The sequence below is a fragment of the Paracoccus homiensis genome (genome assembly GCF_900111675.1).
GTDB lineage: Bacteria > Pseudomonadota > Alphaproteobacteria > Rhodobacterales > Rhodobacteraceae > Paracoccus > Paracoccus homiensis.
On sequence record NZ_FOHO01000003.1, the window covers coordinates 84,414 to 110,284 of the forward strand.

25 protein-coding genes and 1 other RNA gene are annotated in these 25,871 nt (G+C 63.9%); 3 read left to right on the forward strand and 23 right to left on the reverse strand.

Annotated elements, in window-relative coordinates:
* Nucleotides 1-34: 34 nt before the first annotated feature.
* Nucleotides 35-607 (reverse strand): thymidine kinase, encoded by a 573-nt coding sequence (locus BMX67_RS05045; protein ID WP_090733014.1) that lies wholly within the window; start codon nt 605-607, stop codon nt 35-37.
* Between the two features lie 158 nt (nt 608-765).
* Here BMX67_RS05045 and BMX67_RS05050 point away from each other — a divergent pair, with 158 nt between their 5' ends.
* On the forward strand, nt 766-1,959 hold the full coding sequence (locus BMX67_RS05050; protein ID WP_090733506.1) for a multidrug effflux MFS transporter: 1,194 nt from the start codon (nt 766-768) through the stop codon (nt 1,957-1,959).
* A 58-nt stretch (nt 1,960-2,017) separates the two neighbouring features.
* On the opposite strand, the gene BMX67_RS05055 is transcribed toward BMX67_RS05050, so the two are convergent.
* From BMX67_RS05055 to ectA, 7 genes are all read right to left on the reverse strand, one after another.
* Nucleotides 2,018-2,599: a YceI family protein gene (locus tag BMX67_RS05055; protein ID WP_090733015.1), complete on the reverse strand. Its 582-nt coding sequence runs from the start codon at nt 2,597-2,599 to the stop codon at nt 2,018-2,020.
* 98 nt (nt 2,600-2,697) lie between these two features.
* Nucleotides 2,698-3,852 carry a cytochrome b/b6 domain-containing protein gene (locus BMX67_RS05060; protein WP_090733017.1) on the reverse strand — a complete coding sequence of 385 codons (1,155 nt, stop codon included), beginning with the start codon at nt 3,850-3,852 and terminating at the stop codon, nt 2,698-2,700.
* Nucleotides 3,853-3,966: 114 nt separating this feature from the next.
* Nucleotides 3,967-4,320, reverse strand: a transfer-messenger RNA (tmRNA) gene (ssrA, locus tag BMX67_RS05065).
* A gap of 91 nt (nt 4,321-4,411) precedes the next feature.
* Nucleotides 4,412-5,851, reverse strand: coding sequence for an aspartate kinase (locus tag BMX67_RS05070; RefSeq protein WP_090733018.1), 1,440 nt, complete (start codon nt 5,849-5,851; stop codon nt 4,412-4,414).
* 3 nt (nt 5,852-5,854) lie between these two features.
* Nucleotides 5,855-6,247 carry an ectoine synthase gene (locus BMX67_RS05075; RefSeq protein WP_090733020.1) on the reverse strand — a complete coding sequence of 131 codons (393 nt, stop codon included), beginning with the start codon at nt 6,245-6,247 and terminating at the stop codon, nt 5,855-5,857.
* Between the two features lie 5 nt (nt 6,248-6,252).
* The gene (ectB, locus tag BMX67_RS05080) at nt 6,253-7,542 is read right to left on the reverse strand and encodes a diaminobutyrate--2-oxoglutarate transaminase (protein ID WP_217645784.1); all 1,290 of its coding nucleotides are present in this window, start codon (nt 7,540-7,542) and stop codon (nt 6,253-6,255) included.
* A gap of 55 nt (nt 7,543-7,597) precedes the next feature.
* Nucleotides 7,598-8,146 carry a diaminobutyrate acetyltransferase gene (ectA, locus tag BMX67_RS05085; RefSeq protein WP_090733021.1) on the reverse strand — a complete coding sequence of 183 codons (549 nt, stop codon included), beginning with the start codon at nt 8,144-8,146 and terminating at the stop codon, nt 7,598-7,600.
* Between the two features lie 223 nt (nt 8,147-8,369).
* On the opposite strand from ectA, the gene BMX67_RS05090 reads away from it, so the two are divergent.
* The gene (locus BMX67_RS05090; RefSeq protein WP_090733022.1) at nt 8,370-8,876 is read left to right on the forward strand and encodes a MarR family winged helix-turn-helix transcriptional regulator; all 507 of its coding nucleotides are present in this window, start codon (nt 8,370-8,372) and stop codon (nt 8,874-8,876) included.
* A 26-nt stretch (nt 8,877-8,902) separates the two neighbouring features.
* Here the strand turns inward: BMX67_RS05090 and gndA are convergent, their stop codons facing one another.
* The 9 genes from gndA to guaA all read right to left on the reverse strand — a co-directional run bounded on the left by gndA (nt 8,903) and on the right by guaA (nt 19,251).
* Nucleotides 8,903-10,297 carry an NADP-dependent phosphogluconate dehydrogenase gene (gndA, locus tag BMX67_RS05095; RefSeq protein ID WP_090733509.1) on the reverse strand — a complete coding sequence of 465 codons (1,395 nt, stop codon included), beginning with the start codon at nt 10,295-10,297 and terminating at the stop codon, nt 8,903-8,905.
* 75 nt (nt 10,298-10,372) lie between these two features.
* Entirely contained in the window at nt 10,373-10,816 is a 444-nt protein-coding gene (locus tag BMX67_RS05100; RefSeq protein WP_090733024.1) for a PaaI family thioesterase, read from the reverse strand.
* A 165-nt stretch (nt 10,817-10,981) separates the two neighbouring features.
* Nucleotides 10,982-11,500 carry a biotin transporter BioY gene (locus BMX67_RS05105; protein ID WP_245739204.1) on the reverse strand — a complete coding sequence of 173 codons (519 nt, stop codon included), beginning with the start codon at nt 11,498-11,500 and terminating at the stop codon, nt 10,982-10,984.
* Between the two features lie 136 nt (nt 11,501-11,636).
* Nucleotides 11,637-12,017: a D-ribose pyranase gene (gene rbsD, locus BMX67_RS05110; RefSeq protein WP_090733027.1), complete on the reverse strand. Its 381-nt coding sequence runs from the start codon at nt 12,015-12,017 to the stop codon at nt 11,637-11,639.
* Nucleotides 12,014-13,204: a dipeptidase gene (locus tag BMX67_RS05115; RefSeq protein WP_090733029.1), complete on the reverse strand. Its 1,191-nt coding sequence runs from the start codon at nt 13,202-13,204 to the stop codon at nt 12,014-12,016. The genes rbsD and BMX67_RS05115 overlap by 4 nt, the downstream gene beginning before the upstream one ends.
* Nucleotides 13,205-13,353: 149 nt before the next feature.
* Nucleotides 13,354-15,171 carry a M3 family oligoendopeptidase gene (locus BMX67_RS05120; RefSeq protein ID WP_090733030.1) on the reverse strand — a complete coding sequence of 606 codons (1,818 nt, stop codon included), beginning with the start codon at nt 15,169-15,171 and terminating at the stop codon, nt 13,354-13,356.
* Nucleotides 15,172-15,234: 63 nt separating this feature from the next.
* Complete coding sequence (locus BMX67_RS05125) at nt 15,235-16,044, reverse strand: GNAT family N-acetyltransferase (protein ID WP_090733032.1); 810 nt, start codon at nt 16,042-16,044, stop codon at nt 15,235-15,237.
* 63 nt (nt 16,045-16,107) lie between these two features.
* On the reverse strand, nt 16,108-17,631 hold the full coding sequence (locus BMX67_RS05130; protein WP_090733034.1) for a cryptochrome/photolyase family protein: 1,524 nt from the start codon (nt 17,629-17,631) through the stop codon (nt 16,108-16,110).
* Between the two features lie 60 nt (nt 17,632-17,691).
* Nucleotides 17,692-19,251 (reverse strand): glutamine-hydrolyzing GMP synthase, encoded by a 1,560-nt coding sequence (gene guaA / locus BMX67_RS05135; protein WP_090733035.1) that lies wholly within the window; start codon nt 19,249-19,251, stop codon nt 17,692-17,694.
* Between the two features lie 133 nt (nt 19,252-19,384).
* Between guaA and BMX67_RS05140 the strand changes: the two genes are divergently transcribed.
* Complete coding sequence (locus tag BMX67_RS05140) at nt 19,385-19,909, forward strand: CAP domain-containing protein (RefSeq protein WP_175479821.1); 525 nt, start codon at nt 19,385-19,387, stop codon at nt 19,907-19,909.
* A gap of 54 nt (nt 19,910-19,963) precedes the next feature.
* Here BMX67_RS05140 and BMX67_RS05145 read toward each other — a convergent pair whose 3' ends face one another.
* The 6 genes from BMX67_RS05145 to BMX67_RS05170 form a co-directional block, all read right to left on the reverse strand.
* Complete coding sequence (locus BMX67_RS05145; RefSeq protein ID WP_090733038.1) at nt 19,964-21,307, reverse strand: branched-chain amino acid ABC transporter permease; 1,344 nt, start codon at nt 21,305-21,307, stop codon at nt 19,964-19,966.
* 13 nt (nt 21,308-21,320) lie between these two features.
* Nucleotides 21,321-22,328: a branched-chain amino acid ABC transporter permease gene (locus BMX67_RS05150; RefSeq protein WP_090733040.1), complete on the reverse strand. Its 1,008-nt coding sequence runs from the start codon at nt 22,326-22,328 to the stop codon at nt 21,321-21,323.
* Nucleotides 22,329-22,331: 3 nt separating this feature from the next.
* Complete coding sequence (locus tag BMX67_RS05155; protein ID WP_090733042.1) at nt 22,332-23,165, reverse strand: ABC transporter ATP-binding protein; 834 nt, start codon at nt 23,163-23,165, stop codon at nt 22,332-22,334.
* Entirely contained in the window at nt 23,162-23,944 is a 783-nt protein-coding gene (locus BMX67_RS05160) for an ABC transporter ATP-binding protein (RefSeq protein ID WP_090733044.1), read from the reverse strand. Before BMX67_RS05160 ends, BMX67_RS05155 begins: the two co-directional genes overlap by 4 nt.
* 120 nt (nt 23,945-24,064) lie before the next feature.
* Nucleotides 24,065-25,249 carry an ABC transporter substrate-binding protein gene (locus tag BMX67_RS05165; protein WP_090733046.1) on the reverse strand — a complete coding sequence of 395 codons (1,185 nt, stop codon included), beginning with the start codon at nt 25,247-25,249 and terminating at the stop codon, nt 24,065-24,067.
* A 137-nt stretch (nt 25,250-25,386) separates the two neighbouring features.
* Nucleotides 25,387-25,869 carry a DUF2937 family protein gene (locus tag BMX67_RS05170; RefSeq protein ID WP_217645786.1) on the reverse strand — a complete coding sequence of 161 codons (483 nt, stop codon included), beginning with the start codon at nt 25,867-25,869 and terminating at the stop codon, nt 25,387-25,389.
* Nucleotides 25,870-25,871: the final 2 nt, after the last annotated feature.

The window sequence follows — 25,871 nt, forward strand, 5'->3', positions numbered from 1 at the left end:
GCAGCTTGGCAGGGAAGGGGGGCTTCGGCAAGGCTCAGTTGCCGGTCGCCTCGCGCCAGTGGCGGCGGCACAGCGACACATAGGTTTCATTGCCGCCGACCTGAACCTGTGCCCCTTCGGTGATGGCGCGGCCCTGTTCGTCGCGGCGAATGACCATGGTGGCCTTGCGACCGCAATGACAGATCGTGCGGACCTCGCGCATGTCATCGGCCAACGCCAGCAGCGCGGCCGAGCCGGGAAACAGCTCGCCCCGGAAATCGACGCGCAGGCCATAGCACATGACCGGAATGTTCAGGTCGTCCGCGACACGGGCCAATTGCCAGACCTGTTCGGCGGTCAGGAACTGCGCCTCGTCGATGAATATGCAGGCGCAGTCGCCGCCGTGATCGCGGATCAGCGCGAACAGGTCGGTCGCGGTCTCGAAGGTCAGCGCCTCGTCGTCGATGCCGATGCGGCTGGCAATCCGGCCCGCGCCCGCGCGATTGTCCAGCGAGGCGGTCAGCAGCAGCGTCCCCATGCCACGTTCGCGGTAATTATAGGACGCCTGCAGCAGCAGCGTGCTTTTGCCCGCGTTCATGGTGGAATAGTGGAAATACAGCTTGGCCATGACCCGGCCAGATAGCGGCAGCCCCGCCCGGCATCAAGCACCCATGGGTCGGTTGTGGCACGGCGCGTTTTGTGGCATATTCTGCCAACGGCGGCGGTTCTGATCCCTTGGCGCGATTTCGGCGCTGCCTTTTTCTGTTTCTAAATCCGGTTTCCCTGATGCGTGACCCCATGTTCCGCATGGCCCTGTTGCTGGGCTTGCTTTCCGCCGTCGGCCCCTTCGCGGTCGACATGTATCTGCCGGCGCTGCCGCAGGTCGCCGCCGATCTGCGCACGACCGAGGCCGGGGCCGCGCTGACGCTGACATCCTATTTCATCACCTTCGGCATCGCGCAGATGGTTTATGGGCCGATGGCCGATGCCGTCGGGCGCAAGCGTCCGCTTGTCATTGGTGTGGTGGTGTTTCTGGTCGCGACCATCGCCGCCGCGCTGGCCCCGACGATCGGCTGGCTGATTGCCGCGCGTGCGGTGCAGGGCCTTGGCGCGGCCACGCTGATGGTGGTGCCGCGCGCTGTCATCCGCGACGTGGCCACCGGACCGGCCGCCGCCAAGATGATGGCCGCGATCATGATCGTCATTTCGGTATCCCCGATGCTGGCGCCGTTGACCGGTTCGATCGTGATGGCCTGGGGCAACTGGCGCGAAATCTTTGCCGTTCTGGGGGTGGCCGCGCTGATCAGCCTTGGCCTGATCCTGTTCGTGCTGCCCGAAACGCTGGACCCCGATCGTCGGCGTCCGGTGCGCCTGGCCGAGATGGCGGCCGGCGCGCGCAGGCTGCTGACCGACAGGCGGTTCATGGGGCTGACCATGATCGGCGGCTTTGGCATCGCCAGTTTCTTCGTGTTCCTGTCCACCGCCAGCTTTGTCTATACCAGCCAGTACGGGCTTAGCCCCACGGGCTTTTCCATCGCTTTCGCCATCAATGCGGTCGGGTTCTTTTCCGCCTCGCAACTGGCCGGTCCGCTGGCCGAGAAATTCGGGATGGAGCGGGTGATCTCGCTGGCGATCACGGGCTTTGCCGGGCTGGCATTGATGACCACGCTGGTCGTCTGGGCCGGGGTTGATGCGCTGCCGGTGGTGATTGCGGGCATCTTCATGGCCAATGCCTGTCTGGGTCTGGTCATGCCGACGACCATGGTGATGGCCCTTGACCCGCATCCCGATATTGCCGGGCTTGCATCCTCGCTTGGCGGCACGATCCAGATGCTGACCGGCGGGCTGATGATCGCGGTGACGGGGCCGTTCATGGATAACAGTTCGGCCACGATGGTTGCGGCGATCGCGCTATGTGCCGCGCTGGCCTGGGTGTCGGCGCTGTTGTCGCTGCCGCGCCTGCGGCTGCGGGCCGCCTGAACGAAGAATGCCCGCGATCATCTCGCGGGCATTCCGGGTTCCGGCAGTCAGGTCGCGATCACTCGTCGCTGGCCATCGCCTCGACAGAGATCTTCACCTCGACCTCGTCGCCGACGGCGGGTGCGAACATGCCCAGGTTGAAGTCGCTGCGCAGCAGCGTGGTGGTCGCGTCAAAGCCCATCCAGGGCTTGTTCTGCATCGGGTGGTTGCCTTGCTGGTTCAGGGTCGTGTCCAGCACGGTTTCCTTGGTCACGCCGTTCAGCGTCAGGTCGCCGGTGATCAGCGCGGTGTTGTCGCCCGTCACCTCGATCCCGGTCGACACGAAGGTCACTTCCGGGGCGGCGGCGTCGCTGCCGAAGAAATCAGCCGACAGGAAGTGCTTGTCGCGGCCCTCGTCGCCCGTCATCAGCGAGGCGATCGGAAAGCTTGCCTCGACCGAGGAATTGGCCGGATCTTCGGCGTCAAAGGCGATCTTGCCGGTGATGCCGCTGAACATGCCGGTCGTGGTCGAGAAACCCAGATGATTGTAGTCGAACACGATCTGGCTGTGCGACGTGTCAAAATCGTAGGTCACCGGTTCGGCCAGTGCGGCGCTTGCGGCAAGGGCGAAGGCGGTGGTCAGTGCTGCGGTCTTGAACATGGAATTCTCCGTGGTTGCAGGGGGATAGTTCGGGGAAGGGGGGCGGGATTGCAATTGGCGACCGGCGAACAATGGCTGCGTATAGGCGCACAATCGCGTCAGCGTGTCGCGGTCAGATCGACCTGCAACTGCACCGGAAACCCGACCGAGGATTCGTTGTCATAGCCCTGGCCGATATTCCAGTCGCGGCGATCCATCTGTGCCTGGCCCGACATTCTGGCGGTGCCCTGGGCGATATCCAGCGTGAAGGACAAGGTGACCGGCACCTGTTGCCCCTTCAGGTCCAGCGGTCCTTCGGCGACAAAGCCGTCCCCCTCTGGGCGAATATCGGCAGAATAGGTCGCGGTCGGGTGCTGGGCCACATCAAAGAATTCGGCACCCTTCGCCTGATCGGTGACGGTGCCGATGGTCACCGAAGCCATGTTGATCGTGACATCGACATGGCCGGTGCCGCTGTCGGGATCGAATTCGATGGCGGCGGTCCAGTCCGAAAAACCGCCCTCGACCGCTGCGCCCATCTGGACGACCGAAAAGCCAAGCGTGCCGTCCTGCACCTGCCATCCGGACGCCGCCTGTTCCAAGGCGGCTGCCGGTTGCGGATCGTGATCGCGCGGGGCAATGGCAAAGGCGGTTCCGGCCGCAAAGACCGCCACCGCGGCCAGCGCGGGTCGCAGGTGACGCTGTTGCAGGGGCTTGCCCGCAGGCGCCCCGCGCAGCATCCGCGCAAGAACGCTGTCGCGGTCGATCACCGCATGTTTCAGCGCCCCGGCGACATGCAGCGCCACCGCGCCCATCAGCATCCAGGCAAAGACGTGATGCACCTGGGCCATCGCTTCGGCGAAATCGGGGGATTTCGGGACCAGTGGCAGGTTCTGCCCGAAGGGCCACAGGATCGGCGCGAAACCTTCGGTTGCTGCATGTTCGATCCAGCCCGTCAGGGGCACCATCAGCATCGCGGCATAAAGAACCCAATGAACGGTCTCGGCCAGAAAGGTTTCGGCCCGGCGTTCGGGATGCAGCGGCGCCGGGCGCGTCTGGGTCAGCGCCCACAGGATCCGGGTCAGCGCGACGGCGAATGCCATGACCCCCAGCGTCTTGTGCAGCGAAAACAGCAGGATCTTGGTCTCCAGCGCCTCCATCGACAGACGATTCGCCAGAAGGCCAAGGCCGATATTTGTCAGGATGATCAGCGCGGTCAGCCAGTGCAGGCTGCGGGCGACGCTTCCGTAACGGTCATGGGTGTTCTGTCGCATGGGATCTCCGGTCGATGTCAGCCGGAAGATAGACGCGTTTGGCGCCGGGTGTGAGAGGCGCAGCCGCGCAGTTTCTGTGCGGGAATGCGCGGAACGACAGAAATGAGGGGGGAAGGTGCAGGATTCTGTTGCAAGGCTCCTGCGGGCCCCGCCTTACGCGGCTAAGCGCAAGGAGTTAGGTTTCGGTTACCCGAGCTGCTTACGCAGCCAGAGCGACCGGAGCACGGTTGTCGTTGGCAACTGTACATTTCGCACCGATAACGGTGGTAGCTCACCGGGACAAAGCAAACCCCTTTAGACGTTCGTCGATCCTGTTTCGGCCCCATGGTCCCCCAACGAGGGTATCTGGTGGAGCCGCCGGGTACCGCCCCCGGGTCCGATCCGCTTATTACGAGCGCGTTTATGTCCATAGTCCGGGTTGCCCCGAACAGGACAAACATAGGTCCGACAGGGGGCGGGTGCAAGGCAGGGGCGCGGGGAAATCACTGTTCGCGCATAAAGAAACCGCGCCCACCGTTTCCGGGGGCGCGGTTCTTCAGGCGTTGCGCGCGGACGGGGATCAAGCCGCCTGACGCATCGCCTGTTCCTGTCCCTCGACCAATGCGCCGTGAAGGGCCTTGATGGCGGGTTTCATCACGTCGCGTTCGACGATGAACTGCACATCGACCGGGCGTGGTCCCTGGGTGGCGCCGATCGCCTCCAGCCCGTTATCGGCCAACGCGTTCAGCCCGCGGCTGAGAACGGCCAGCGTGTCCAGATCGCGGCCCACCGCGGCCACCATCGAAATCGCCCGCGAGGTGATATCGGCAGCCGGGTATTTCGCGGCCAGATCCTTTTCGACGCGGCGCAGCACCTTCATGCTGCTGTCGACATAGTGCGTGATCGTGTTCGCATTCGAGACTTTCGACACGATACGGACATTATGCCGCGTCAGGATCTCGATGATCGAGGCGTCATAGCCCTTCACGCCGACCATATCCTGTTCAAACACCTCCAGCGCGAACAGATCCAGACCAGTCACGATCTCGACCGCGGGTTCGGCAGCGGGTTGATCGTCGATCAGGGTGCCGGGGTCCTTCGGTTCGAACGCATTGGTCACGCGCAGGGGGACGCCCGACTGGCGCAGAGTCTTGGCGGCTTTCGGGTGGATCGCCTCCATGCCCAGATTCGACAGCTGATCGGCCACGTCGTAATTCGTGCGGCCCAGCTTGCGCACGGCATCCTCGCCGACAAGGTTCGGATCGGCCGACGACAGGTGAAATTCCTTGTGGATGATCGCCTCACGCGCGCCCGTCAGGGCGGCAAGACGCGAAAAGGTCACTTCGGAATAGCCACGGTCGAATTCGCGCATCAGACCTTCGGCGCATTGGGCATAGCCGGTGACGATGGGCAGTTCGCTCATCGGATCGACGGCTTCCATCGCACCTGTGATACGCTGATCCAGCGTCACATTGCCTTCGTCGCGCCAGCCCGACAGATCGACGAAACGCGCGTTGACGCCTGCACGCTGCAACATCAGGCTGGTGACGAAGGCGGAATGCGCCTCGCCCAGACCCGACAGCAATTCGCGGATCTGCAACAGGTGTTCCGACAGCCGGAAATGGCCGTAAGAGCACAGACGTTGCAGGTCGATCAGGCAGTTGCGGGCACCGATCAGGCGGTCGCGCACGAATTCGGTCGCACGCTCGATATCGCCGGGATGGTCCAGAACCGCCTCGTGCGCCGCGATCATCTCGTGTTGAACGCGGTCCAGGGCGGCGTGCCATTCGTGGTCGCCGTCACCGCCGGCAAAGGCGGCATAGACCCCCGCCTCGCCGGATTTCTTGTGTTCCAGCAGCAGGTTGGTGATGCCACCAAAGGCCGAAACGACAAAGATGCGACCGTAAAGATCCGCGCCCTTGCGGTCACCGATGATCAGGCTGTCGCGCAGCTCGTTCACCCGCGACATCGACGTGCCGCCAATTTTCTCGACCGTATGATGTTTGGGTGCGTCTGCCATGGTTCAGGTAAACTCCTCGACGGGGGCGTAGGACCCGTCTTCGCGATGCACTTCCTTGCCGGTCACCGGGGGGTTGAAGCAGCAGGCCATGACCAGCTCTTCTTCGGCGCGCAGGGTGTGCTTGTCGTTTTCGTTCAGCGCATACATGACGCCGGGCTTGATTTCGTGCGTCTGGCCGGTCGCCAGATCGGTGATCGAACCACGGCCGGACATGCAATAGACGCTTTCGAAATGGTGCTTGTAGTGGAACGTGTGTTCCGAACCCGCCTGCAGCGTGGTGATGTGGAATGAAAACCCCATCCCGTCATCGGCCAGCAGCATCCGGACCGAGGTCCACTTGGCATCCGAAACGGCGCGGTCGGTGTCTTTGAGCTTGTTGAAATCACGAACGATCATAACGGTTACTCCGCTGCGATTTTAGTTGTTTCCAGAACTTCACGGGCAGCTTCGATCACGATGTCGAAGCCCTTGTTGAAGGTGTCGACCGGGGTGGTCAGCGGTGCCAGAACCTTCACGACCTGGTCCTCGCTGCCCGAGGTTTCGATCACCAGACCCTTGTCATAGGCGCGCCCGCAGATCTTCTCGGCCAGCTCGCCGGATCCGACATCGACGCCGCGCATCAGGCCGCGCCCCTTCAGGAACGCGCCGGGGACCATATCGGCCAGCTCGGTCAGGCGACGTTCGATCAGTGCGGCCTTCTGGGCCAGCTCATTTTCGAACGCGTCATCGGCCCAGAACTTTTCAATGGCCACGCGGGCGGTCACGAAGGCATGGGTGTTGCCGCGGAAGGTGCCGTTATGCTCGGCGGGGCCGAACACGTCATGCTCCGGGCGCACCAGAACCATCGCCAGTGGCAGGCCAAAGCCAGAGATCGACTTGGCCATCGGCACCAGATCGGGCACCACGCCCATGTCCTCGAACGAGAAGAACTTGCCGGTGCGACCGCAACCAGCCTGAATGTCGTCGAGGATCAGCAGGGCACCGTGCTTCTTGGCGACCTTGGCGACCTTCTGCACGAATTCCGGCGATGCGGCGTTCAGACCGCCTTCGCCCTGAACGGTTTCCAGCATGATCGCGGCCGGTGCATCGATCCCGCCCGAGGCGTCGGACAGCATCTGGTCCAGCAGCGCGGCACCATCGACGCCCTTGGCAAATCCGTCATAGGGCATGCGGGTCACGCCTTGCGTATCCATACCCGCGCCGCCACGGTGATAGCCGTTGCCGGTCGCCGCCAATGCACCCATGGTCACGCCATGAAAGCCATTGGTGAAGGCGATGATGTTCGTACGACCCGTCGATTTGCGGGCGATCTTCATCGCGGCCTCGACGGCATTGGCGCCGGTCGGACCCATGAACATCACGCGGTGGTCCATTCCGCGCGGTTGCAGGATGTGACGTTCGAACGCGTCAAGAAAACCCGCCTTGGTATCGGTATGAAGGTCAAGACCATGCGCCAGACCGTCAGCGGTGATATGGTCAATCAGCGCCGCCTTCATGTCGGCGTCGTTATGGCCATAGTTCAGCGACGAACAGCCGGCCAGGAAGTCGATGAATTCACGGCCGCTTTCATCCTTCAGGATCGATCCGCTGGCCGATGCGAAAACGGCCGGGATCCCGCGGCAATACGAACGGGCCGCGCTTTCGCGGCGTTCAAAGATATCGGTGGCGGTATGTGTCATGTCTTTGGGCATAGGAAGTCCTTTCGCACAAAGGGGTGCGCTGAATTCTGATGTCAGGAAGCGGATCTCAGGCGGCGCTTTTGGCGTCGGCCTCGACCTCTTCGGGCAGGGTGATCGTCACCATATGCTCGGTGGCGTGGTGCCCGTCGAAATGAAGCTCTTTCTTGTAATGCGCCTTGTCCGACAGTTCGCCGCCAAGGTCGCGGGCAAAACTACGGAACAGCGCCCAGGACGCTTCGTTATCCTTGGTGATGGTCGTGTTCAGTTGCGTCGCCTCGGCGCAGGCATCGCGCCCGATCAGATGTTCAAGCATCTTCTTGCCAAGACCCAGACCGCGGGCCTTGGGGCTGACGGCAACCTGCCACACGAACAGGGCATCTTCGTTCGGGATCATGTGGCCCGAAATCCAGCCGACGATCTGGCCGTTCAGCTCTGCGACGACGCAGGTGTCGCTGAAATGTTCGGCCTGAACCAGATTGCAGTACATCGAGTTCTCATCCAGCGGCTTGCAGGCGCGCACCAGTTCCCAGATCTCGGATCCGTCGGTGCTGCGCGGCTTGCGCAGGATGAGGGTCTTACTTCGACGTTCTTCGATATCGTTCATATCTTTCGGCATGGTTGATCCCCGTTTCATTCGGCAATCAAACTAGTAAAGCCGCCCTAAGGTTGCAACCTTTCTGGCAAAATTTGTGCAAAATCAGCTAAATAGATGAAAATATAGGGGAATATACCCATGCCAAGGGTGCGCCTTGGCTGTATATGCTTAGTCAAGCAAAATATTTAAGTGCCGATGCTTAGCCAATTGAAGTATTCGCCCGATCTGTGGCATGGTGAGATCCATGAGTGACACGCCCGACGAACGCATCGACAACGCCTTGATCGCATTGCGCAGGATTCTGCGGGCGACCGAATTATACGAACGGGAACTGGCGCAGGCCGCCAAGCTGACCCCGGCCAAGCTGCGGGTCCTGCAGATCCTTGCCAGTCGCGATGGGCGCAGTGCCACGCCGACCGCGCTTGCGCAGCAGATGGGGGTCAGCCAGGCCACGGTGACGGCACTGGTCGATCAGTTGGAAAAACGAGGATTCGCGCGTCGCGAACGGTCCAGCACCGACCGGCGGCAGAATTTCGTGACCCTGACCGATGATGGCGGCGCGGCGCTGAAATCGGCGCCCAGTGCCTTGCAGCAGAATTTCGTCGGCAGCTTTCAGAAGCTGGAAAACTGGGAACAGCTGATGACCATCGCGGTTCTGGACCGCGTGGCCGGGATGTTGAACGCCGGCGAGATCGACGCCTCGCCGGTTCTGACCATCGGCGATATCCGCAAGCCGCGGCCCCCCGCCTAGATCAGGTCAGGGGGCGGCGCGGGATATCACGCGCCCCAGGGGCCGTGCGCGTCCGCGATGCCGTCCAGCCGTTCAAAGCCGTGCATCCCGAAAAAGTCGCGCTGGCCCTGGATCATGTTTGCCGTACCGCGCGCGGTGCGCATCATGTCGAACCAGTTCAGGCCCGACGCCAATGCGGGCATGGGATGGCCCTTGGCGATCCCTTCGGCCACGGCCTGACGCAGGGCGGGGATGTTTTCCTCGATCAGATTTGCGAAGAAGGGGGCCAGGATCAGGTTGCGTTCGGCGTCCTCGGTCAGGGCCTCTGCCATGTCGTTCAGCATGGAGGACCGGATGATGCAGCCCGCACGCCAGACGCGCGCGATCTCGGGCAGGGGAAGCGACCAGCCGAATTTCTCGGATGCGGCCGAGATCATCGTGAAACCCTGCGCGTAGCACAGGATCTTGCCCGCGATCATCGCCTTTTCCAGAACCGTGCTGTCGATGTCAAAGCCCTGCGGCGCGGCGCCGAAACGATCCTGCATCACGCGCCGTTCTTCCAACCGGGCCGAGACGTTGCGCGCCATGACCGCGGCCTCGATCACCGGGATCGGCGCGGCCAGATGCTGTGCCTCGATCGCGGTCCAGCGCCCGGTGCCTTTCTGTCCTGCCTTGTCCAGAATGACGTCCAGCATCGGCTTGCCGCCATGCGGATCGGTGGCCTTGGCGACCTTGCCCGAAATTTCGACCAGATAGGATTGCAGAGGCCCTTCGTTCCAGGTCGCGAAGGTGTCACCGATCTGCGCGGCGCTCAGGCCCATGCCGTCGCGCATCACGCCATAGATTTCGGCGATCATCTGCATGTCTGCATATTCGATGCCGTTATGCACGGCCTTCACGAAATGCCCCGCGCCTTCTTCGCCCATGCGGGTCGCGCAGGGGGTGCCGTCTTCGGCCTTGGCGGCGATGGCGTTCAGCACATCCGACACGCGGTCCCAATCGGCCTGCCGACCGCCCCCCATGATCGAGGGACCGTGCCGCGCGCCTTCTTCACCGCCCGAAACGCCCATCCCAAGGAACTGCATCTTGTAGCCGGTATTCGCGCGGCGGTTGGTGTCGTGGAAATCGGCATTGCCGGCATCGATCACCAGATCTTCGGGTGACAAAAGCGGCTCCAAGGCCTCGATCTGCTGATCGACAGGCGTGCCCGCCGGAACCATCAGGATGATCGCGCGCGGCGTGGCGATGGCGTTGACGAACTCTTCCAGGCTTTCGGTCGGAACCACATTGCCCGCCAGATCGCCGGCTTCCTGATGAAAGTCGCGCGTCACCTGCGTGGTGCGGTTGTAGACGGCAATGGGAAAGCCCTTCTCGGCGATGTTCAGGGCCAGCGCCGACCCCATTGTTCCCAGCCCGATCAACCCGATTTGTGCTTGCTGCATGTCCATGCGCCCTTCTGAAAGACAAGTTGCGCACTGACTATGCCGACAGGGCGCGACTGTCACGCGCTAACACGATCACGTTTCACCCGCGACCCGGATCAGCGTTTGCAGCCCCGTAGCGCAATGGGTGCGGCCGTCATCGGTCACGCCCCAGACATCCAGCTGGCAGATTGTCAGGGTGCGGCCCGGTTTGATGACGCGGCCTGTCGCCTCCAGCCGCTGGCCCTGGGCAGGGCGGATCAGGTTCAGTTTGAACTCGACAGTCAGGACGGAACTGTCCGGCGGAAACAGCGTCATCGCGGCATAGCCGCCCGCCGTATCCGCGATTGTCGAACTGCCGCCCGCGTGAAAATAGCCATGCTGCTGCGTCACCTCGGGCCGAAAGGGCAGGGCGATCGTGACCAGCCCGGTTTCGACCCGAAGCAGCCTGGCCCCCAGAAGCCCCATCAAGCCCTGTCTGGCAAAGCTGGCCTCGATCCGTTGGCGGCTTGCCGCATTCAGTTCACGACCGATCTCCATGTCCGTCCCCCTTGGTTTCCCAGGGACAGTCTGCGGTCGATCGGTCCTGGCCCCAAGCGTGACGCCGGGTCATTTGGGCGATCCTGTGGTCGCAGGCGGCGCAGGACAAACAGAAAGGCGCGGACCGGATGGCCCGCGCCTTGCGTTTCGGTCGGTAGTCCGGGTTCAGCCCTTGGTCTTGCGCAGGCGACCCGCAGCCTCGATCAGCAGGGTGGCGGCGGCGGCCTTGACCAGATCGCCCAGAATGAAGGGCGCAAAGCCAACCGCGATCAGCTTGTCGGCGGGCACGAAAGCCGACAGCCAGGCCAGACCGGCGGCATAGACCACGGCGATACCGACCAGCATCCCACCGGCGCGGCCCAGCAGGCCACGACCATGTGCAAGCACCCCGGTCACGGCCGACATCAGCAACATGCCGATCAGAAAGCCGCCCGTCGGACCCATCGCATAGGCCAGACCGATCCCCCGCTCGGGCGAGCCTGCAAAGACCGGCAGCCCGGTCATGCCCGCACCCAGATAGGCCAGAAAGGATGCAACCGCCACACGCGGTCCCATCACCGTCGCGATCAGCATGACCGCCATGGTTTGCAGCGTCATCGGCACGGGCCAGAACGGCACCTGCACCTTGGCCGACAGCGTCAGCAGGGCAACCCCCGCCAGAACCAGCCCAGCATTGCGGGTCATTGCGCGATTGTCGAAAGTGGTAAGCTGCTGCATGAATATGCCCTCTTGTTCCTGGGGCCGGGTCGGGCGATCCCCGAACCGGCGCATCTGCGCGAATTGATCGCAATTCCCGCCACAGTGCAAGTGCAGCATCGCCCTAGAACGGCACCCCCGCCCATAGCGCGATATTGGCATAGGGCGTGAATTCGCCGCTGCGCACCACCGCGCGGGCGTCGCGGCTGAGACGTTTGAATTCCTCGTGTGGGACCGCCTCGGCCTTGGGCAGGCGGGTCAGGAAAGCCGCGCCAAGATCGGCGCCGACCTCGGTGGCAATGGTGGCGCGTTCGACGACCAGGTCCTGAAGGACCGCATCCAGCACCTGAAACATCTGCGGCACGCCCGGACTGACCGCCAGATCGATGCAGGGCACACCGGGCGGAACAGGCAACCCGGCATCCCCGATCACGATCAGATCGCCATGGCCCATCGCCGCGATCAGCGCCGACAATTCGGCATGCAACACACCCTTGGCCTTCATGTGTCCCCCGTCGCAGGCAGCGTCTCTGCCAGATACCGCATCATGTTGCCGCCCATGACCTTGGCGATGCGGCGCTGATCCAGACCCGCATCGATCAAGGCCTGGGTCAGGGCCGACAAATGCGCGGCGTCGAAGGGCGCGTCAACCGATCCGTCGTAATCCGATCCCAGCGCGACGTGATCCTCGCCCAGCAGATCGATCGCGGCGATGATGGCGCCCGCGATATCCGCAGGTGTGCCGCCGCAGACAACATCCGACCAATAGCCGATCCCGATCACCCCGCCCTTGTCGGCGATCTGGCGCATCAGATCATCTTCCAGATTGCGGTGGCTGGCGCAGTGGCCGTGAATACCGGTATGGGACAGGATCGGACGGGTATCGGGCATCGCCAGCACATCTTGAACCATCTGCGGGCTGGCATGGGCCAGATCGATGACCATTCCCTTCTCGACCATCCGCGCGACCACCTGCCGCCCGAATTCGGACAGCCCGGCTCCGCTGCCGCCTTCGCCATGCAGGCTGCCGCCCAGTTCATTGTCGAAGAAATGCGTCAGCCCCATCAACCTGAAGCCTGCGTCGTACAGCACATCCAGATTGGCCAGATCACCTTCCAGCGGATGCCCGCCTTCCGACCCAAGCACGGCCCCCAGAACCCGCTGTCCCGATGCGCGATCGGCCAGCAGGTCCGCCAGATCGCCCCGCGTGCGCAGAATGCGCAATTGCTCGGGCGCGCGTCTGGCCATGTCCTGCAACGCCTCGGCCTGAACCAGCGCCCGCTCGCGCAGCGATGTCCATGACCTGATCGGGCGCAGCTGGCCCATGAACAGCGGGGTGATGTTGTCGGGCGCTTCGGCACTGTTGGCGCTGTAATTCTGTCCGCGCGGGCTTTTGGTCACGGTGGTAAAGACCTGTACCGCGACATTGCCCTCCAGCAGCCGCGGAATGTCGGTATGCCCGCGGTCGGCACGTCGCAGCAGATCGCGATCCCACAGCAACGGGTCCGCGTGCAGATCGCCGATCACCAACCCGTCATGCAGGACCTGCGCCTCGGCACTTACCGGCCAACCGTCCTCGGGCATGCGAAGGGGGTTCAGGCTGCGCTCGACATAAGCCGGCGCAAGACTGAAAAACGCGACCGCCCCCGCGATCAGCAACACGAGCGCCACCAGCAAGATCCGTTTCAGCATCGCAGCCCCCTATTCCGCCCGGCTCAGGATTGACCGCATGCGCGCCGGGCACAAGCCCCGCATCTTCTGTGCTCAAATATCCGCGGGGGAAGGACGCGACGTCAGGCGCGGCCGGGGGCGGCAGCCCCCAGCCACCTTCGCAAGCCGTGCTACGCCTCCAGCTTTTCCAACTCGTCGATGAAGCCTTCGATCATCGACAGTCCCTTGTCCCAGAAGGCGGGGTCGGATGCATCCAGCCCGAAGGGGGCCAGCAGCTCCTTGTGGTGCTTGGACCCGCCCGCAGCCAGCAGGTCGAAATACTTCTGCTGGAAGTCCGGCAGCCCGTCCTCGTAGGCCGCATAAAGCGCGTTCACCAACCCGTCGCCGAAGGCATAGGCATAGACGTAAAAGGGCGAGTGCACGAAATGCGGCACATAGGTCCAGAAGGTCTCATATCCGGGCATGAACTCGAAGACCGGGCCAAGGCTTTCGTGCTGCACCTCCATCCAGATGGCGTTGATGTCGTCGGGGGTCAGTTCACCTTCGGCACGCGCGGCATGCAGGCGGCATTCGAAATCGTAGAAGGCGATCTGGCGGACCACCGTGTTGATCATGTCCTCGACCTTGCCGGCCAGCAGCGCCTTGCGCTGCGCGGGGTCGGTCGTCTTGGCCAGCAGCGCGCGGAAGGTCAGCATCTCGCCAAAGACCGAGGCCGTTTCCGCCAGCGTCAGCGGGGTCGAGGACAGCAGCTCGCCCTGATCTGCCGCAAGGCGCTGATGCACGCCGTGACCCAGTTCATGGGCCAGCGTCATCACGTCGCGCGGCTTGCCCAGATAGTTCAGCATGACATAGGGGTGCACCGTCGTGACCGTCGGATGCGCGAAGGCGCCGGGCGCCTTGCCGGGCTTCACGGCAGCATCGATCCAGCCCTTGTCGAAGAACGGCTCGGCCAGTTCCGCCAGCCTGGGCGAGAAACCCGCATAGGCGTCCATCACGGTCGCGCGCGCCTCGGTCCAGTCGATGGTCTTGGGCGCGTCGGTCGGCAGGGGCGCGTTGCGGTCCCAGACCTGCAGCTTGTCCAGACCCAGCCATTTCGCCTTCAGCGCATAGTAGCGGTGCGACAGGCGCGGATAGGCCTTGGTGACGGCATTGCGCAGCGCCTCGACCACCTCGGGTTCGACATGGTTCGACAGGTGGCGGCCATGCTGGGGCGTGGGCATCTTGCGCCACTTGTCCTCGATGGCCTTTTCCTTGGCCAGCGTGTTGTGGACGCGGGCGAACAGGCCGACATTCTTCTGGAACACCTGCGCCAAGGCGCGGGCGCCGGCCTCGCGCCGCGTGCGGTCGTGATCGGTCAGCAGGTTCAGCGTGGCTTCAAGACCCAGTTCCTCGCCATCGACATCGAAGGTCAGCGCGGCGGTGGTTTCGTCGAACAGGCGGTTCCACGCGGCGGCGCCCACGACCGAATTGTCGTGCAGGAACTGCTCCAGCTCGTCCGACAGCTGGTGGGGGCGCATGGCGCGCATCCGGTCGAAAACGGGCTTGTAGCGCGCGGGACCGTTCGGGGCGGTGAACACGGCCTCATAGGTTTCATCCGGGATGCGGTTGAATTCCAGGCTGAAGAAGACCAGCGGCGTGGTCATGTCGGTGATGCGGGCCTGAAGGTCGCCCATCATCTTGGCCCGTGCCGGGTCCGTCGTGTTCTGGTAGTACCGCAGCCCCGCATAGGACATGATGCGACCGGCGATGATGTCGATCTGTTCATAAGCCTCGATGCAGGCCAGCATCGCCGCGGCATCCAGACCGGCCAGCTTGCCCTGATAGGTCTGGGCAAAGTCGCGGACCAGACCTTCCAGACGCTCGATATCGGATTTCAGTTCCGGGCTGTCGGGGCCGGGATAAAGATCGCTGAGGTCCCATTCCGGCAGATCCCCGAAGGGCGTGCCCTTGACCTGTTCTGCGGCATCGTAAAGCGGTGTGGCGGCCATGCGTCGGTCCTTTCTTCTGTCGCAACAGATGTGGACCCTGAGACGGGGAACCGCAAGCCTTGGTCACAGCGCCGCGAAGGCCGGGGCATGGGCAATGGCGGCGCCTTTCGGCAGATCGCCCCGCATCTGCAGATAGGGCCCCGCATAGGGCGAGGTCAGATCGGCTGGCCGGAACCCGAAGCGCGAATAATAGGCCGGATCGCCCAGCACCACGACGGGCGCCGCACCCGCATGATCCAGCGCGGCGCGGATCAGCGCCGACCCGATCCCAAGCCCCTGCGCGGCGGGATGCACCGCGACCGGCGCAAGCGCCAGCGCGGGGCGATCGCCGCCCAATGGCGACAGCGCCAGATGCCCGACGATGGTTCCGGCGGCCACTGCGACCAGCGACAGCGACAGATCGTCATCGGCGCGCAACCGGCGCACCAGACCGGCCTCGGCGCCGCCATCGAAGGCGATATGCAGCAGATGGTCGATGGGATCGTGATCGCCGCGTTGTTCGGGACGCAGGGCGGGGGTGACCTTTGCCCGGCTGACATCGCGGGTAATGGCGGCGCTGTCGCGGCCCCAGGGACTGTCGGCGGTGCGTGCCTGATGCGCGGCGACGGCGGCGTCGTCGCGGAACAGTTCGGACAGATGCCAGATCATCGGATCTTCGTCCTGCCACAGATCGAACCGCAGGTTTCCGGGCTCGGCGCGGCTAAGATCGCGGTGGTCGGGCAGCAGGCCAAGCGCCGTCATCATCTGTGCCGTGTCATTGCAGATCAGCCGCCCGGTCAGCGCAATCATCGGCGTGGGCAGGGCGATGGGGGTGCCGCTGCTGTCGCATTCATGCGGTTCGGCATTGTGATTATGTCCGCAGGCACAGGTCATGGTCGGATCCCTTCAAGGCTGTGGCGTCAACCTGACCAAAAAGCGCGGCGATGAAAACCCGTGTCAGACGGTTTCGCCCGCATCCATGCGCGTCAGGAAATCGGCAGCCTCGGACCGGATCGTCTTGCGCTTGTCGGCATCCATCCGGTCCCATGTGCCATAGATGCGGCTGATGCGCGGGTTCTTTTGGAACCGTTCACGGTGACGGACAAGGAAATCCCAGTACAGCAGGTTGAACGGGCAGGCGTCCTTGCCGGTCTTGGCCGTCACCTTGTAGGCGCAATGTTTGCAGTAATCCGACATCTTGCTGATATAGTTGCCGGAACTGACATAGGGCTTCGACCCGACGATGCCGCCATCGGCGAACTGGCTCATCCCGATGACATTCGGGGCCTCGACCCATTCATAGGCATCCAGATAGACCTCAAGGTACCATTCATGGACCTGGTGCGGGTCGATCCCGGCCAGCAGGGCAAAGTTTCCGGTGACCATCAGGCGCTGGATGTGATGGGCATAGGCAAGGCGCTGCGTCTGGCCGACCGCCTGCGACAGGCAGTTCATCCGCGTTTCCGCACCCCAGTACAGCGGCGGCAGATCGCAATCGTGGCCCAGCTCGTTCCGGTCGGTGTAATCCGGCCCCTGCATGAAATAGATGCCGCGCATGTATTCGCGCCAGCCAAGGATCTGGCGGATGAAGCCCTCGGCGGAATTCAGGCGCACCTTGCCCTCGGCATAGGCCTTGGCGACGCGGTCGCAGACCTCGCGCGGGGACAGAAGGCCCGCATTGATATAGGGCGACAGGATCGAGTGATGCAGGTGCGGATCGTCCTGCAGCATCGCGTCCTGATAGGGGCCGAATTCGTCCAGCGAATTGTCGATGAAATGCCGCAGCACCTTCAGCGCGCCCTGGCGGTCGGTGGCATAGTCGAAGGGGCGCAGATCGCCGAAATTGTCGGGGAAACGCTGCTCGACCAGATCCAGCACATCACGGGTGATCCGGTCGGGTTCGAAGCGCGGGGGGCCTTCGCGGAACAGGTCGGCCTCGGCGGGCTTGCGGTTGTCGTGGTCATAGTTCCACTGACCGCCCGCAGGCTCGTCGCCCTCCATCAGCAGGCCGGTGCGGCGGCGCATCTCGCGATAGAACCACTCCATCCGCAATTCCTTGCGCCCCTCGGCCCAGTCCTGGAAATCCTTGTGGCTGGCATAGAAGCGGTCGTCGGGCAGCTGGCGCACCGTGATCGGCAGATAGGTCAGGATGTCGATCAGGCGCCATTCGCCGGGTTCCGTCGCGATCACCTCGGACGCGTCGTGTTCCGATGCGCGGCGCAGCAATTCACCGCCGATCTTCTGGCTGTTCTCGGGGTCGTCCAGCCGCGTATAGGCGACGGTGAAGCCCTTGTCGCGCAGGTGATCGGCAAACTTGCGCATGGCCGCGAACAGGAACGCGATCTTCTTGGGGTGGTGGCGGACATAGGACGCCTCGTCCATCACCTCGGCCATGACGACGACATCGCCGTCCTTCGCCTCGCGCAGCGCGGACAGATCGTCGGACAGCTGATCGCCCAGAACCAGTATCAATCGCGTCATGGCACCCCCTTGAACGAAAGGGACGCGCAAGTTGCCCTGCGCGTTCCCCAACTTCTCAAGTCATTCCCACTCGATCGTGCCCGGCGGCTTCGAGGTGATGTCATAGGTGCAGCGGTTGATGCCCTTGACCTCGTTGATGATCCGCGTTGCGGTCTCGCCCAGGAATTCGTGGGTGAAGGGATAGTAATCCGCCGTCATCCCGTCGACCGAGGTCACCGCACGCAGCGCGCAGGCATAGTCGTAGGTCCGACCGTCGCCCATCACGCCCACGGTGCGGACCGGAAGGATCGCGACGAAGGCCTGCCAGATCTCGTCATACAGGTTGTGCTTGCGGATCTGGTCGATGAAGACCGCATCTGCCTTGCGCAGGATCTCCAGCTTGTCGCGGGTGATCTCGCCGGGGCAGCGGATGGCAAGGCCGGGGCCGGGGAAGGGGTGACGCCCGATGAACTTGTCGGGCAGGCCCAGTTCGCGGCCAAGGGCGCGGACCTCGTCCTTGAACAGCTCGCGCAGCGGCTCGACCAGCTTCAGGCCCATCTTCTCGGGCAGGCCGCCGACATTGTGGTGCGACTTGATCGTGACCGACGGCCCGCCCGAGAAGCTGACGCTTTCGATGACATCGGGATAGAGCGTGCCCTGGGCCAGGAACTCGGCGCCGTCGATCTCGCCCGCGTATTTCTGGAACACGTCGATGAACAGGCGACCGATGGTCTTGCGCTTGACCTCGGGGTCGGAAACGCCTTCCAGCGCGCCAAGGAACAGATCGGCCTCGTCCGCGTGGATCAGCGGGATGTTGTAGTTGTCGCGGAACATGGCGACGACCTCGTCAGCCTCGTTCAGGCGCAGCAGGCCGTGATCGACAAAGACGCAGGTCAGCTGGTCGCCGATCGCCTCGTGGATCAGGACGGCGGCAACGCTGCTGTCCACGCCGCCCGACAGGCCGCAGATGACCTTGCGGTCGCCCACCTGCTCGCGGATCTTGCGGATCGCCTCGTCCTTGTAGGAGGCCATCGTCCAGTCGCCGGTGAAGCCCGCCATCCTGACGAAGTTTTCCAGCATCTTGCGGCCGTTCGGGGTGTGGTGCACCTCGGGGTGGAACTGCACGGCATAGAAGCGACGCGCCTCGTCCGCGATCATCGCCAGGGGCGCGTTGGGCGAGGTGCCGATCACCTCGAAGCCCGGCGCGATCTCGGTCACGCGGTCGCCATGGCTCATCCAGACTTCCTCGCGGCCCGCGTCGAAGAGGCCGGCGAAGATGCCGTCGCCCTTGTGGCCCGGCGCGGGGGCGATGAAGGCGCGGCCGTATTCGGCGTGGTGGCCCGCCTCGACGCGGCCGCCCAGCTGTTCCATCATGACCTGCTGGCCATAACAGATGCCGAAGACCGGAACGCCCAGATCGAACACCGCTTGCGGGGCGCGGGGGCTGCCCTCTTCGGTGACGCTGGCCGGACCGCCGGACAGGATCACCGCCTGAGGTGCCATCTGGCGCAGGCTGTCATCGCTGACGGCGTTGAACGGGTGGATTTCGCAGTAAACATTCAGCTCGCGCAGGCGGCGCGCAATCAGCTGCGTCACCTGAGAGCCGAAATCGATGATGAGAAGGCGCTGATGCTGGGTCATGGGTGCGCTTTAAGACCGGTTCCCGGTTGGCGCAAGAGGCCAAACCGGGCAGTGTCGGTCATGGAACCGGGGAAAGGCGCGTGCCGTTGCCCCGATGACCGCCACAGACACGACATGCCAGCAGGAATTTTCCATGTCCCATCGCAAGCTTACGCCCGCCCTGTTTGCCCTGACCGCGCTTGCCGCATGTCAGGCACCGATCACCTTTCCGGGGCAGGCAGATCAGATCGGCGCGGCGCGGGACACGGTGCTGGCCGCCTGCACCGCCGACGCCCCCGCGGCCGAGCGTATGGCCTTTGCCGTCAACGAGGCGCGCCAACAGCGGGGAAAAACGCTGTTGCAGGGGGATGAAACGCTGGCTTTGATCGCGCAAAGCCATGCCTGCGACATGCTGGCGACGGGACGCGCGACGGTGGCCGGGTCGGACGGATCGAACGTGGTCGATCGGGCGCGGCGGGCCGAGTATGACAGATGCGGCGTGGCGCAGCTTGTCGCCGTCGGCGGCACGCCCGAAGGGACGGTGGCGGGCTGGCTGGCCTCGGATCAGCATCGGGTCGAATTGCTGGAACAGGGCGCACGCGATTTCGGCGTCGGCGTGACCCGCGATGCCAACGGTCGCGCATGGTTCAGCCTTGTGATCGGCGATACCTGCCGCTGACATGAAAAACGGCGCGGGATGACCGCGCCGTTTCAGTCTTGCGGGGGATGGCCCCTATTTCTCGGGCACCAGCCCGCGGGGGGCAAATCGCAGCACCAGCAGCAGCACCAGCCCCATCGCGATGAACCGCATATGTGCGGAACTGTCCAACAGATGCTCTTTCAGGCCACCATCGGGCAGCGGCGCGGTCAGCACGCCGATCAGGGCAGGGCCCCAGACCTCGGCCTTGATCCACAGGAACCAGATCAGCACCGCCCCCAGAACCGAGCCCCAGTTGTTGCCGGACCCGCCCACGATCACCATCACCCAGATCAGGAATGTATAGCGCAGCGGGTTATAGCCCACCGGGGCCATCAGGCCGTCCTGAGTGATCATCATCGCCCCCGCCATGCCGATCACGGCCGAGCCAAGGACAAAGACCTGCAGATGCCGGGCGGTGACGTTCTTGCCCATCGCCTCGGCCGCGGTTTCATTGTCGCGGATCGCGCGCATCATCCGGCCCCAGGGCGATTTCAGCGCCAGTTCGGCCAGCAGGATCAGCACCAGCAGCACGACAAGGAACAGCGACATGTAGCAGATCTTGACCCAGATCCCCGACGCCTCGGTCGCGGAAAAGCCCCAGCGCGTGGCAAATTCGACAAAGGCAGGGTTCTGTTGCAGGTCGATCTCGTAGGGGACGGGGCGGGGGATCGACACGACGTTCTTGACGCCGCGCGCCAGCCAGTCCTCGTTCTTCAGAACGGCAACGATGATTTCCCCGATCCCAAGCGTGGCAATGGCCAGATAATCCGACCGCAGCCCCAGCGCGACCTTGCCCACGGCCCATGCGGCGGCGGCGGCAAAGGCCCCGCCGACCACCCAGGACAGCATCACCGGCATGCCGAGGCCGCCCAGATTGCCGTGACGGGCGGGGTTGTTCGCCTCGATCGCGGTGACGGCGGGGTCGAACAATCCTCGATAGACGAAGAAGCCAAGGATCAGAACGCCCGTGACCGCCAGACCGCGCAGGCGACCCTTGCCCATGCGGCGCCACAATTGCGTGGCCAGCGCCAGCGTGCCCAGCCCCACGGCCAGCGACAGAAGAACGCGCGGGCCGCCCGCGCTCCAACCGCCTTCGACGGGGGGCATGGCGACCAATACCGGCGCAAGGCCGCCAAGGGCCAGAAAGCCCACGACGCCCACGTTGAACAGGCCCGCATAGCCCCATTGCATGTTCACGCCCAGGGCCGTGATCGCGGAAATCAGCCCCATGTTCAGAATGGCCAGCGAGGTGTTCCAGCTGCCCGAGAACATCGAGTTGCGCACCGTGCCTTCCAGCACGAACAACAGGGCCAGCGCGGCGAACAGGATCGGCGCGCGCCAAGGGCTATGGGCTGTGGCTTGACGATTGGTTGACATCGGCAAGACCTCCTTACACCGATTTGCCGCGGAACAGCCCGGTGGGCTTGAACAGCAGGACAACGATCAGAATGACGAAGCTGACGGCGAACTTGTATTCCGTGCCCAGCAATTGCAGCAGCCCGTCGGGTTGCCAGCCGGGGAACAGATAGCCCGCGATCTTCAGCCAGGGATAGGTGATCGCCACCTCGGAAAAGGCGACGACGAAACCGCCGGCGATGGCCCCCAGCGGATTGCCCAGCCCGCCGACGATGGCGGCGGCAAAGATCGGCAGCAGGATCTGGAAATAGTTGAAGGGCTTGAAGGCCTTGTCCAGTCCATACAGCACGCCCGCGATCGTCGCCAGCGCGGCCGCGATGATCCAGGTCAGGCGCACGACCTTTTCGGGGTCGATCCCCGACAGCAGGGCCAGATCCTCGTTGTCGGAATAGGCGCGCATCGCCTTGCCCGACTTGGTGCGGTTCAGGAACCAGAACAGCGCCCAGACGACAAGAATGGCGATCACCAGCGTCAGAAGCTGCGTGGTCTTCAGGGCCAGCCCCTCGGCCAGGCCGGTCATGGCCTTGAAGTCGCGGACATTGATCACGAAACGCTCGCCATCGGCAAAGCGCTGTTCGTCGACGCCGATCAGCAGGCGGGTCAGACCGTTCATCAGGAACATCACCCCGACCGATGCCATCACAAGGATGATCGGCGCGGCCTTCTGGACCCGGTAGAACCGATAGACCGCGCGATCCGTGGCCAGCACCAGCAGCGCGGTCGCGGCAATGCCCACCGGCAACGCCAGCAGCGCTGTCGGCAGCGGCCCCAGCGATATTCCCAGCGCCTGCAAGCCCCAGGTCACCAGAATGGTGATCGCGGTGCCGAAGGCCATGGTGTCGCCATGGGCGAAGTTCGAAAAACGCAGGATCCCGTAGATCAGCGTGACCCCCAGCGCTCCCAGCGCAAGCTGGGCACCATAGGCGGCGGCGGGGATGAAGACAAAATTCAGAAAGGCCACAAGGGCGTTCAGGATATCCATGGATCAGCCCCCCAGGAAGGTGCGGCGCACCTCGTCATTGGCCATCAGTTCCTTGCCGGTACCGGTATGGGCATTGGCCCCCTGAACCAGCACATAGGCCTTGTCGGCGATCATCATCGCCTGCTGGGCATTCTGTTCCACCATCAGCACGGGCAATCCGCCGCGGGCGATGGCGATGATGCGGTCGAACAGCTCGTCCATGACGATGGGGCTGACGCCCGCGGTTGGTTCGTCCAGCATCAGCACCTGTGGCCGGGTCATCAGCGCGCGGCCCACGGCCACCTGCTGACGCTGGCCGCCCGACAATTCGCCGGCCGCCTGACGGCGCTTTTCGGCGACGGCGGGGAATAGGTCATAGACCTGCTCCAGGGTCTGGCGGATATCGTCGTTGCGGATGAAGGCGCCCATTTCAAGGTTCTCTTCCACCGTCATCGACGGGAAGATGTTGTGGACCTGTGGCACGAAGCCCATGCCCGCCTTGACCCGGTCCTGCGGGTTCAGCGCGGTGATGTCGCGCCCGTTCAGGCGGACACTGCCCTGACGCAGGTTCAGCATCCCGAAGATGGCCTTCATCGCGGTCGATTTGCCGGCGCCGTTCGGCCCGACGATGACCGCGATTTGGCCCTTTTCGACGGCGATGGTGCAGTCATGCAGAATGTCGGGGCCACGGCCATAGCCGCCCGACATCGCCTCGCCGATCAGGAACGGGTCGCCCGCGCGGCCCGGACCAGTGCTGCCTGAACGCCTGGTGCCGTCGATCGTGCCCCGACCATGCGGGTTGACGACCGAGGCGTCGCGGTTGCCGCGATTGCCAAAGGCCTGATCCTGATCGCTCATGCGCCCACCATGTCCTTGTTCTTCAGACCGGTGCCCAGATAGGCCTCGATCACCTCTTCGTTCTGCATGATGTCGGCGGCGCTGCCCTTGGCCAGCACCTTGCCCTCGGCCATGACGATCACCGGGTCGCACAGCTTGCCGATGAAATCCATGTCATGTTCGATCACGCAGAAGGTATAGCCGCGTTCCCGGTTCAGGCGCAGGATGGCGTCCGCGATGGTGCCCAGCAGCGTGCGGTTCACGCCCGCGCCGACCTCGTCCAGAAAGACGATCTTGGCATCGACCATCATCGTGCGGCCCAGTTCCAGCAGCTTTTTCTGACCGCCCGAAAGATTGCCGGCCTTTTCGTGGGTCAGATGGCTGATGGTCAGAAAATCCAGAACCTCGTCGGCCTTGCGACGCAGTTCGGCCTCTTCGCGTTCGATCCGGCCGCGCTGGAACCAGGTGTTCCAGATCGTCTCGCCGGTCTGCTGGCCGGGCACCATCATCAGGTTTTCGCGAACCGTCATGCTGGCGAATTCATGGGCCAGCTGGAATGTCCGCAGCAGGCCCTTGTGGAACAGTTGATGCGGGGGCAGGCCGGTGATGTCCTGGCCGTCCATGATGACGCGCCCCGATGTGGGGGGCAGCACGCCCGCGATGACGTTGAACAGCGTGGACTTTCCGGCGCCGTTGGGGCCGATCAGCCCGGTGATCGAGCCGGTCTCGATCGTCAGGCTGGCCCCGTCAACGGCGCGGAACCCGCCGAAATGTCGGTGAAGGTCTTCGACCTTTATCATGCGTTACATCCCCGTCTTGGCCCAGTATCGGGCAAAACGTGGCCGCTGTCGCGGCTTGTTATGATTGAAAAATGGCCCGGCGCCACATCCGGGTGCCGGGCCGAGATCATGTCAGGTCAATCAACGATAACCGATGACCTTCATTTCGCCGCCCTCGAAGCTGACTTCGCGGAAGGTGCCGGCGGTTTCGCCCGGCTCGACCAGTTCGACCGCGGCTGCGCCGACATAATCGACATCGCCACCGCCATTGATGATTTCCAGCGCCTTGGCCAGCTGACCCGGCATGATCTTTTCGCCCGGCTCGTTGGCGACATCCATCACCTTGTCCTTGTAGACGGCGGGATCCGACGAATCCGCAGCCGCCATGGCCAGCAGGATCAGCGCGGCAGCGTCATAGGCTTCGGCCGAGAAGGCGCCCGAACCGTCGAATCCGGCCTCTTCGGCCATCTTCAGATAGGTTTCGCGGCCTTCGCCTTCGGCGGCGGGGTTCTGACCGAAGCTGCCTTCGATTTCGTCGCCAAAGTTTTCGACCACGGCATTGCCGACCATGCCGTCGGGGAACACGAAGGTTTCGAAGGCGCCGGTATCAAGTGCGGCGCGCACGACGCCGGAACCGCCCTGATCGACATATCCGGCCACGACCAGCGCGTCGCCCCCGGCGGCGGCCAGTGCCGCGACCTCGGCCGAATAGTCGGCCTTGCCGTCGTCATGGGCGCTGTTGACGGTGACGTTGCCGCCCTTTTCCTCGAACGCGGCCTGGAAGCTGTCGGCCAGACCCTTGCCGTAATCGTTGTTGGTATAGGTCACGGCGACCGAGTTGATGCCTTTTTCCAGCACGATATCGGCCATGACTTCGCCCTGACGCGCATCCGAAGGCGAGGTGCGGAAGAACAGGCCGTTATCCTCGATCGTGGTCAGCGCGGGCGACGTCGCCGAGGGCGAGATCATCACGATGCCATTGGCCTTCGCCACGTTTTCCAGCGAGGCGATCGTCTCGCCCGAGCACATGCCCCCGACGATGCCCTTCACGCCCTCGGCGGTAATCAGGCGTTCCACCGTGGCGGTGGCGGCGGCGGCGTCGGCGCAGGTCGAATCGCCCTGCACGGCAACGACGGTCGTGCCGTCCATCAGCAGGCCCGAGTCGTTGACTTCTTGCATCGCCATCTCGGCGCCCTTCGCCATGGCCGGTGCCATGGATTCCAGCGGACCGGTAAAGCCAAGCGAGATGCCCAGCTTGATGTCTTCGGCGCTGGCGGCGCCCGCCAGCAGGGCACCGGCGGCGGTAGCGAGAAGGAATTTTTTCATGATCTTGTCTCCCAGTTGGAACAATGTCCTGCGCGCACGTTAGAAGCGGTCTGCTCAAAAGAAAAGCAGCTTATCGTTACGTCTTTATGGCTTTCTGGACAGGTTTTGGCTGCACATGCGGCGTTTCAGGCATGCGCCTAACGCCAACCCAGCCGTTCCTGCGGGCGCCGAAAGGGCAGGCCGGCCAATCCGGTCAGCACCCAGCCAAGCGCCAGGCCGATCAGCGCCGCGATCAGGCCGGATGCGGTCAGCGGCAGCGCGGGGCTGAAATCGCCCCATGTGGCCGCAAGCGTGGGCAGGTCGCGCATCCTGTGAGGCAGCAAAAGCCGTTCCAGCGGCCCGGCGATGCGCAGCATCTGAAGATCGGCGCGGGCATGGTCCAGACGCTGGAACGCGCGGATCAGATCGGCGCGATGGGCCTGTTGAAAGCGGCTGGCCGACAGATCGGCCAGCGCCTGATCCCGGTCCAGTCCCGCGGCGCGCGCGCTGGCGTCGAATTCCGTGGCGACCAGGGTCAACGCATCGACCTGCCCGCCCAGCCGCTGGACATATTGATCGGTAAAGGCGGGGAACTGCGACAGGGCGGCGGCGCAGGCCACCGCCGCGATCAGTCGCAGCACCC

Bases quoted from the DNA above. Each gene is read 5' to 3' on its own strand.
- BMX67_RS05165 (WP_090733046.1), bottom strand. From the start codon at position 25,249: ATGAAAAAATTCCTTCTCGCTACCGCCGCCGGTGCCCTGCTGGCGGGC.
- ectB (WP_217645784.1), bottom strand. From the start codon at position 7,542: ATGCCCAAAGACATGACACATACCGCCACCGATATCTTTGAACGCCGC.
- BMX67_RS05140 (WP_175479821.1), top strand. From the start codon at position 19,385: ATGTCCCATCGCAAGCTTACGCCCGCCCTGTTTGCCCTGACCGCGCTT.
- BMX67_RS05150 (WP_090733040.1), bottom strand. From the start codon at position 22,328: ATGGATATCCTGAACGCCCTTGTGGCCTTTCTGAATTTTGTCTTCATC.
- BMX67_RS05075 (WP_090733020.1), bottom strand. From the start codon at position 6,247: ATGATCGTTCGTGATTTCAACAAGCTCAAAGACACCGACCGCGCCGTT.
- BMX67_RS05120 (WP_090733030.1), bottom strand. From the start codon at position 15,171: ATGGCCGCCACACCGCTTTACGATGCCGCAGAACAGGTCAAGGGCACG.
- BMX67_RS05050 (WP_090733506.1), top strand. From the start codon at position 766: ATGCGTGACCCCATGTTCCGCATGGCCCTGTTGCTGGGCTTGCTTTCC.
- BMX67_RS05060 (WP_090733017.1), bottom strand. From the start codon at position 3,852: ATGCGACAGAACACCCATGACCGTTACGGAAGCGTCGCCCGCAGCCTG.
- BMX67_RS05090 (WP_090733022.1), top strand. From the start codon at position 8,370: ATGAGTGACACGCCCGACGAACGCATCGACAACGCCTTGATCGCATTG.
- guaA (WP_090733035.1), bottom strand. From the start codon at position 19,251: ATGACCCAGCATCAGCGCCTTCTCATCATCGATTTCGGCTCTCAGGTG.
- BMX67_RS05160 (WP_090733044.1), bottom strand. From the start codon at position 23,944: ATGATAAAGGTCGAAGACCTTCACCGACATTTCGGCGGGTTCCGCGCC.
- BMX67_RS05130 (WP_090733034.1), bottom strand. From the start codon at position 17,631: ATGACGCGATTGATACTGGTTCTGGGCGATCAGCTGTCCGACGATCTG.
- BMX67_RS05105 (WP_245739204.1), bottom strand. From the start codon at position 11,500: ATGACCCGCAATGCTGGGCTGGTTCTGGCGGGGGTTGCCCTGCTGACG.
- BMX67_RS05115 (WP_090733029.1), bottom strand. From the start codon at position 13,204: ATGCTGAAACGGATCTTGCTGGTGGCGCTCGTGTTGCTGATCGCGGGG.
- BMX67_RS05155 (WP_090733042.1), bottom strand. From the start codon at position 23,165: ATGAGCGATCAGGATCAGGCCTTTGGCAATCGCGGCAACCGCGACGCC.
- BMX67_RS05070 (WP_090733018.1), bottom strand. From the start codon at position 5,851: ATGGCAGACGCACCCAAACATCATACGGTCGAGAAAATTGGCGGCACG.
- ectA (WP_090733021.1), bottom strand. From the start codon at position 8,146: ATGCCGAAAGATATGAACGATATCGAAGAACGTCGAAGTAAGACCCTC.
- BMX67_RS05100 (WP_090733024.1), bottom strand. From the start codon at position 10,816: ATGGAGATCGGTCGTGAACTGAATGCGGCAAGCCGCCAACGGATCGAG.
- BMX67_RS05125 (WP_090733032.1), bottom strand. From the start codon at position 16,044: ATGACCTGTGCCTGCGGACATAATCACAATGCCGAACCGCATGAATGC.
- BMX67_RS05145 (WP_090733038.1), bottom strand. From the start codon at position 21,307: ATGTCAACCAATCGTCAAGCCACAGCCCATAGCCCTTGGCGCGCGCCG.
- BMX67_RS05045 (WP_090733014.1), bottom strand. From the start codon at position 607: ATGGCCAAGCTGTATTTCCACTATTCCACCATGAACGCGGGCAAAAGC.
- gndA (WP_090733509.1), bottom strand. From the start codon at position 10,297: ATGCAGCAAGCACAAATCGGGTTGATCGGGCTGGGAACAATGGGGTCG.
- rbsD (WP_090733027.1), bottom strand. From the start codon at position 12,017: ATGAAGGCCAAGGGTGTGTTGCATGCCGAATTGTCGGCGCTGATCGCG.
- BMX67_RS05055 (WP_090733015.1), bottom strand. From the start codon at position 2,599: ATGTTCAAGACCGCAGCACTGACCACCGCCTTCGCCCTTGCCGCAAGC.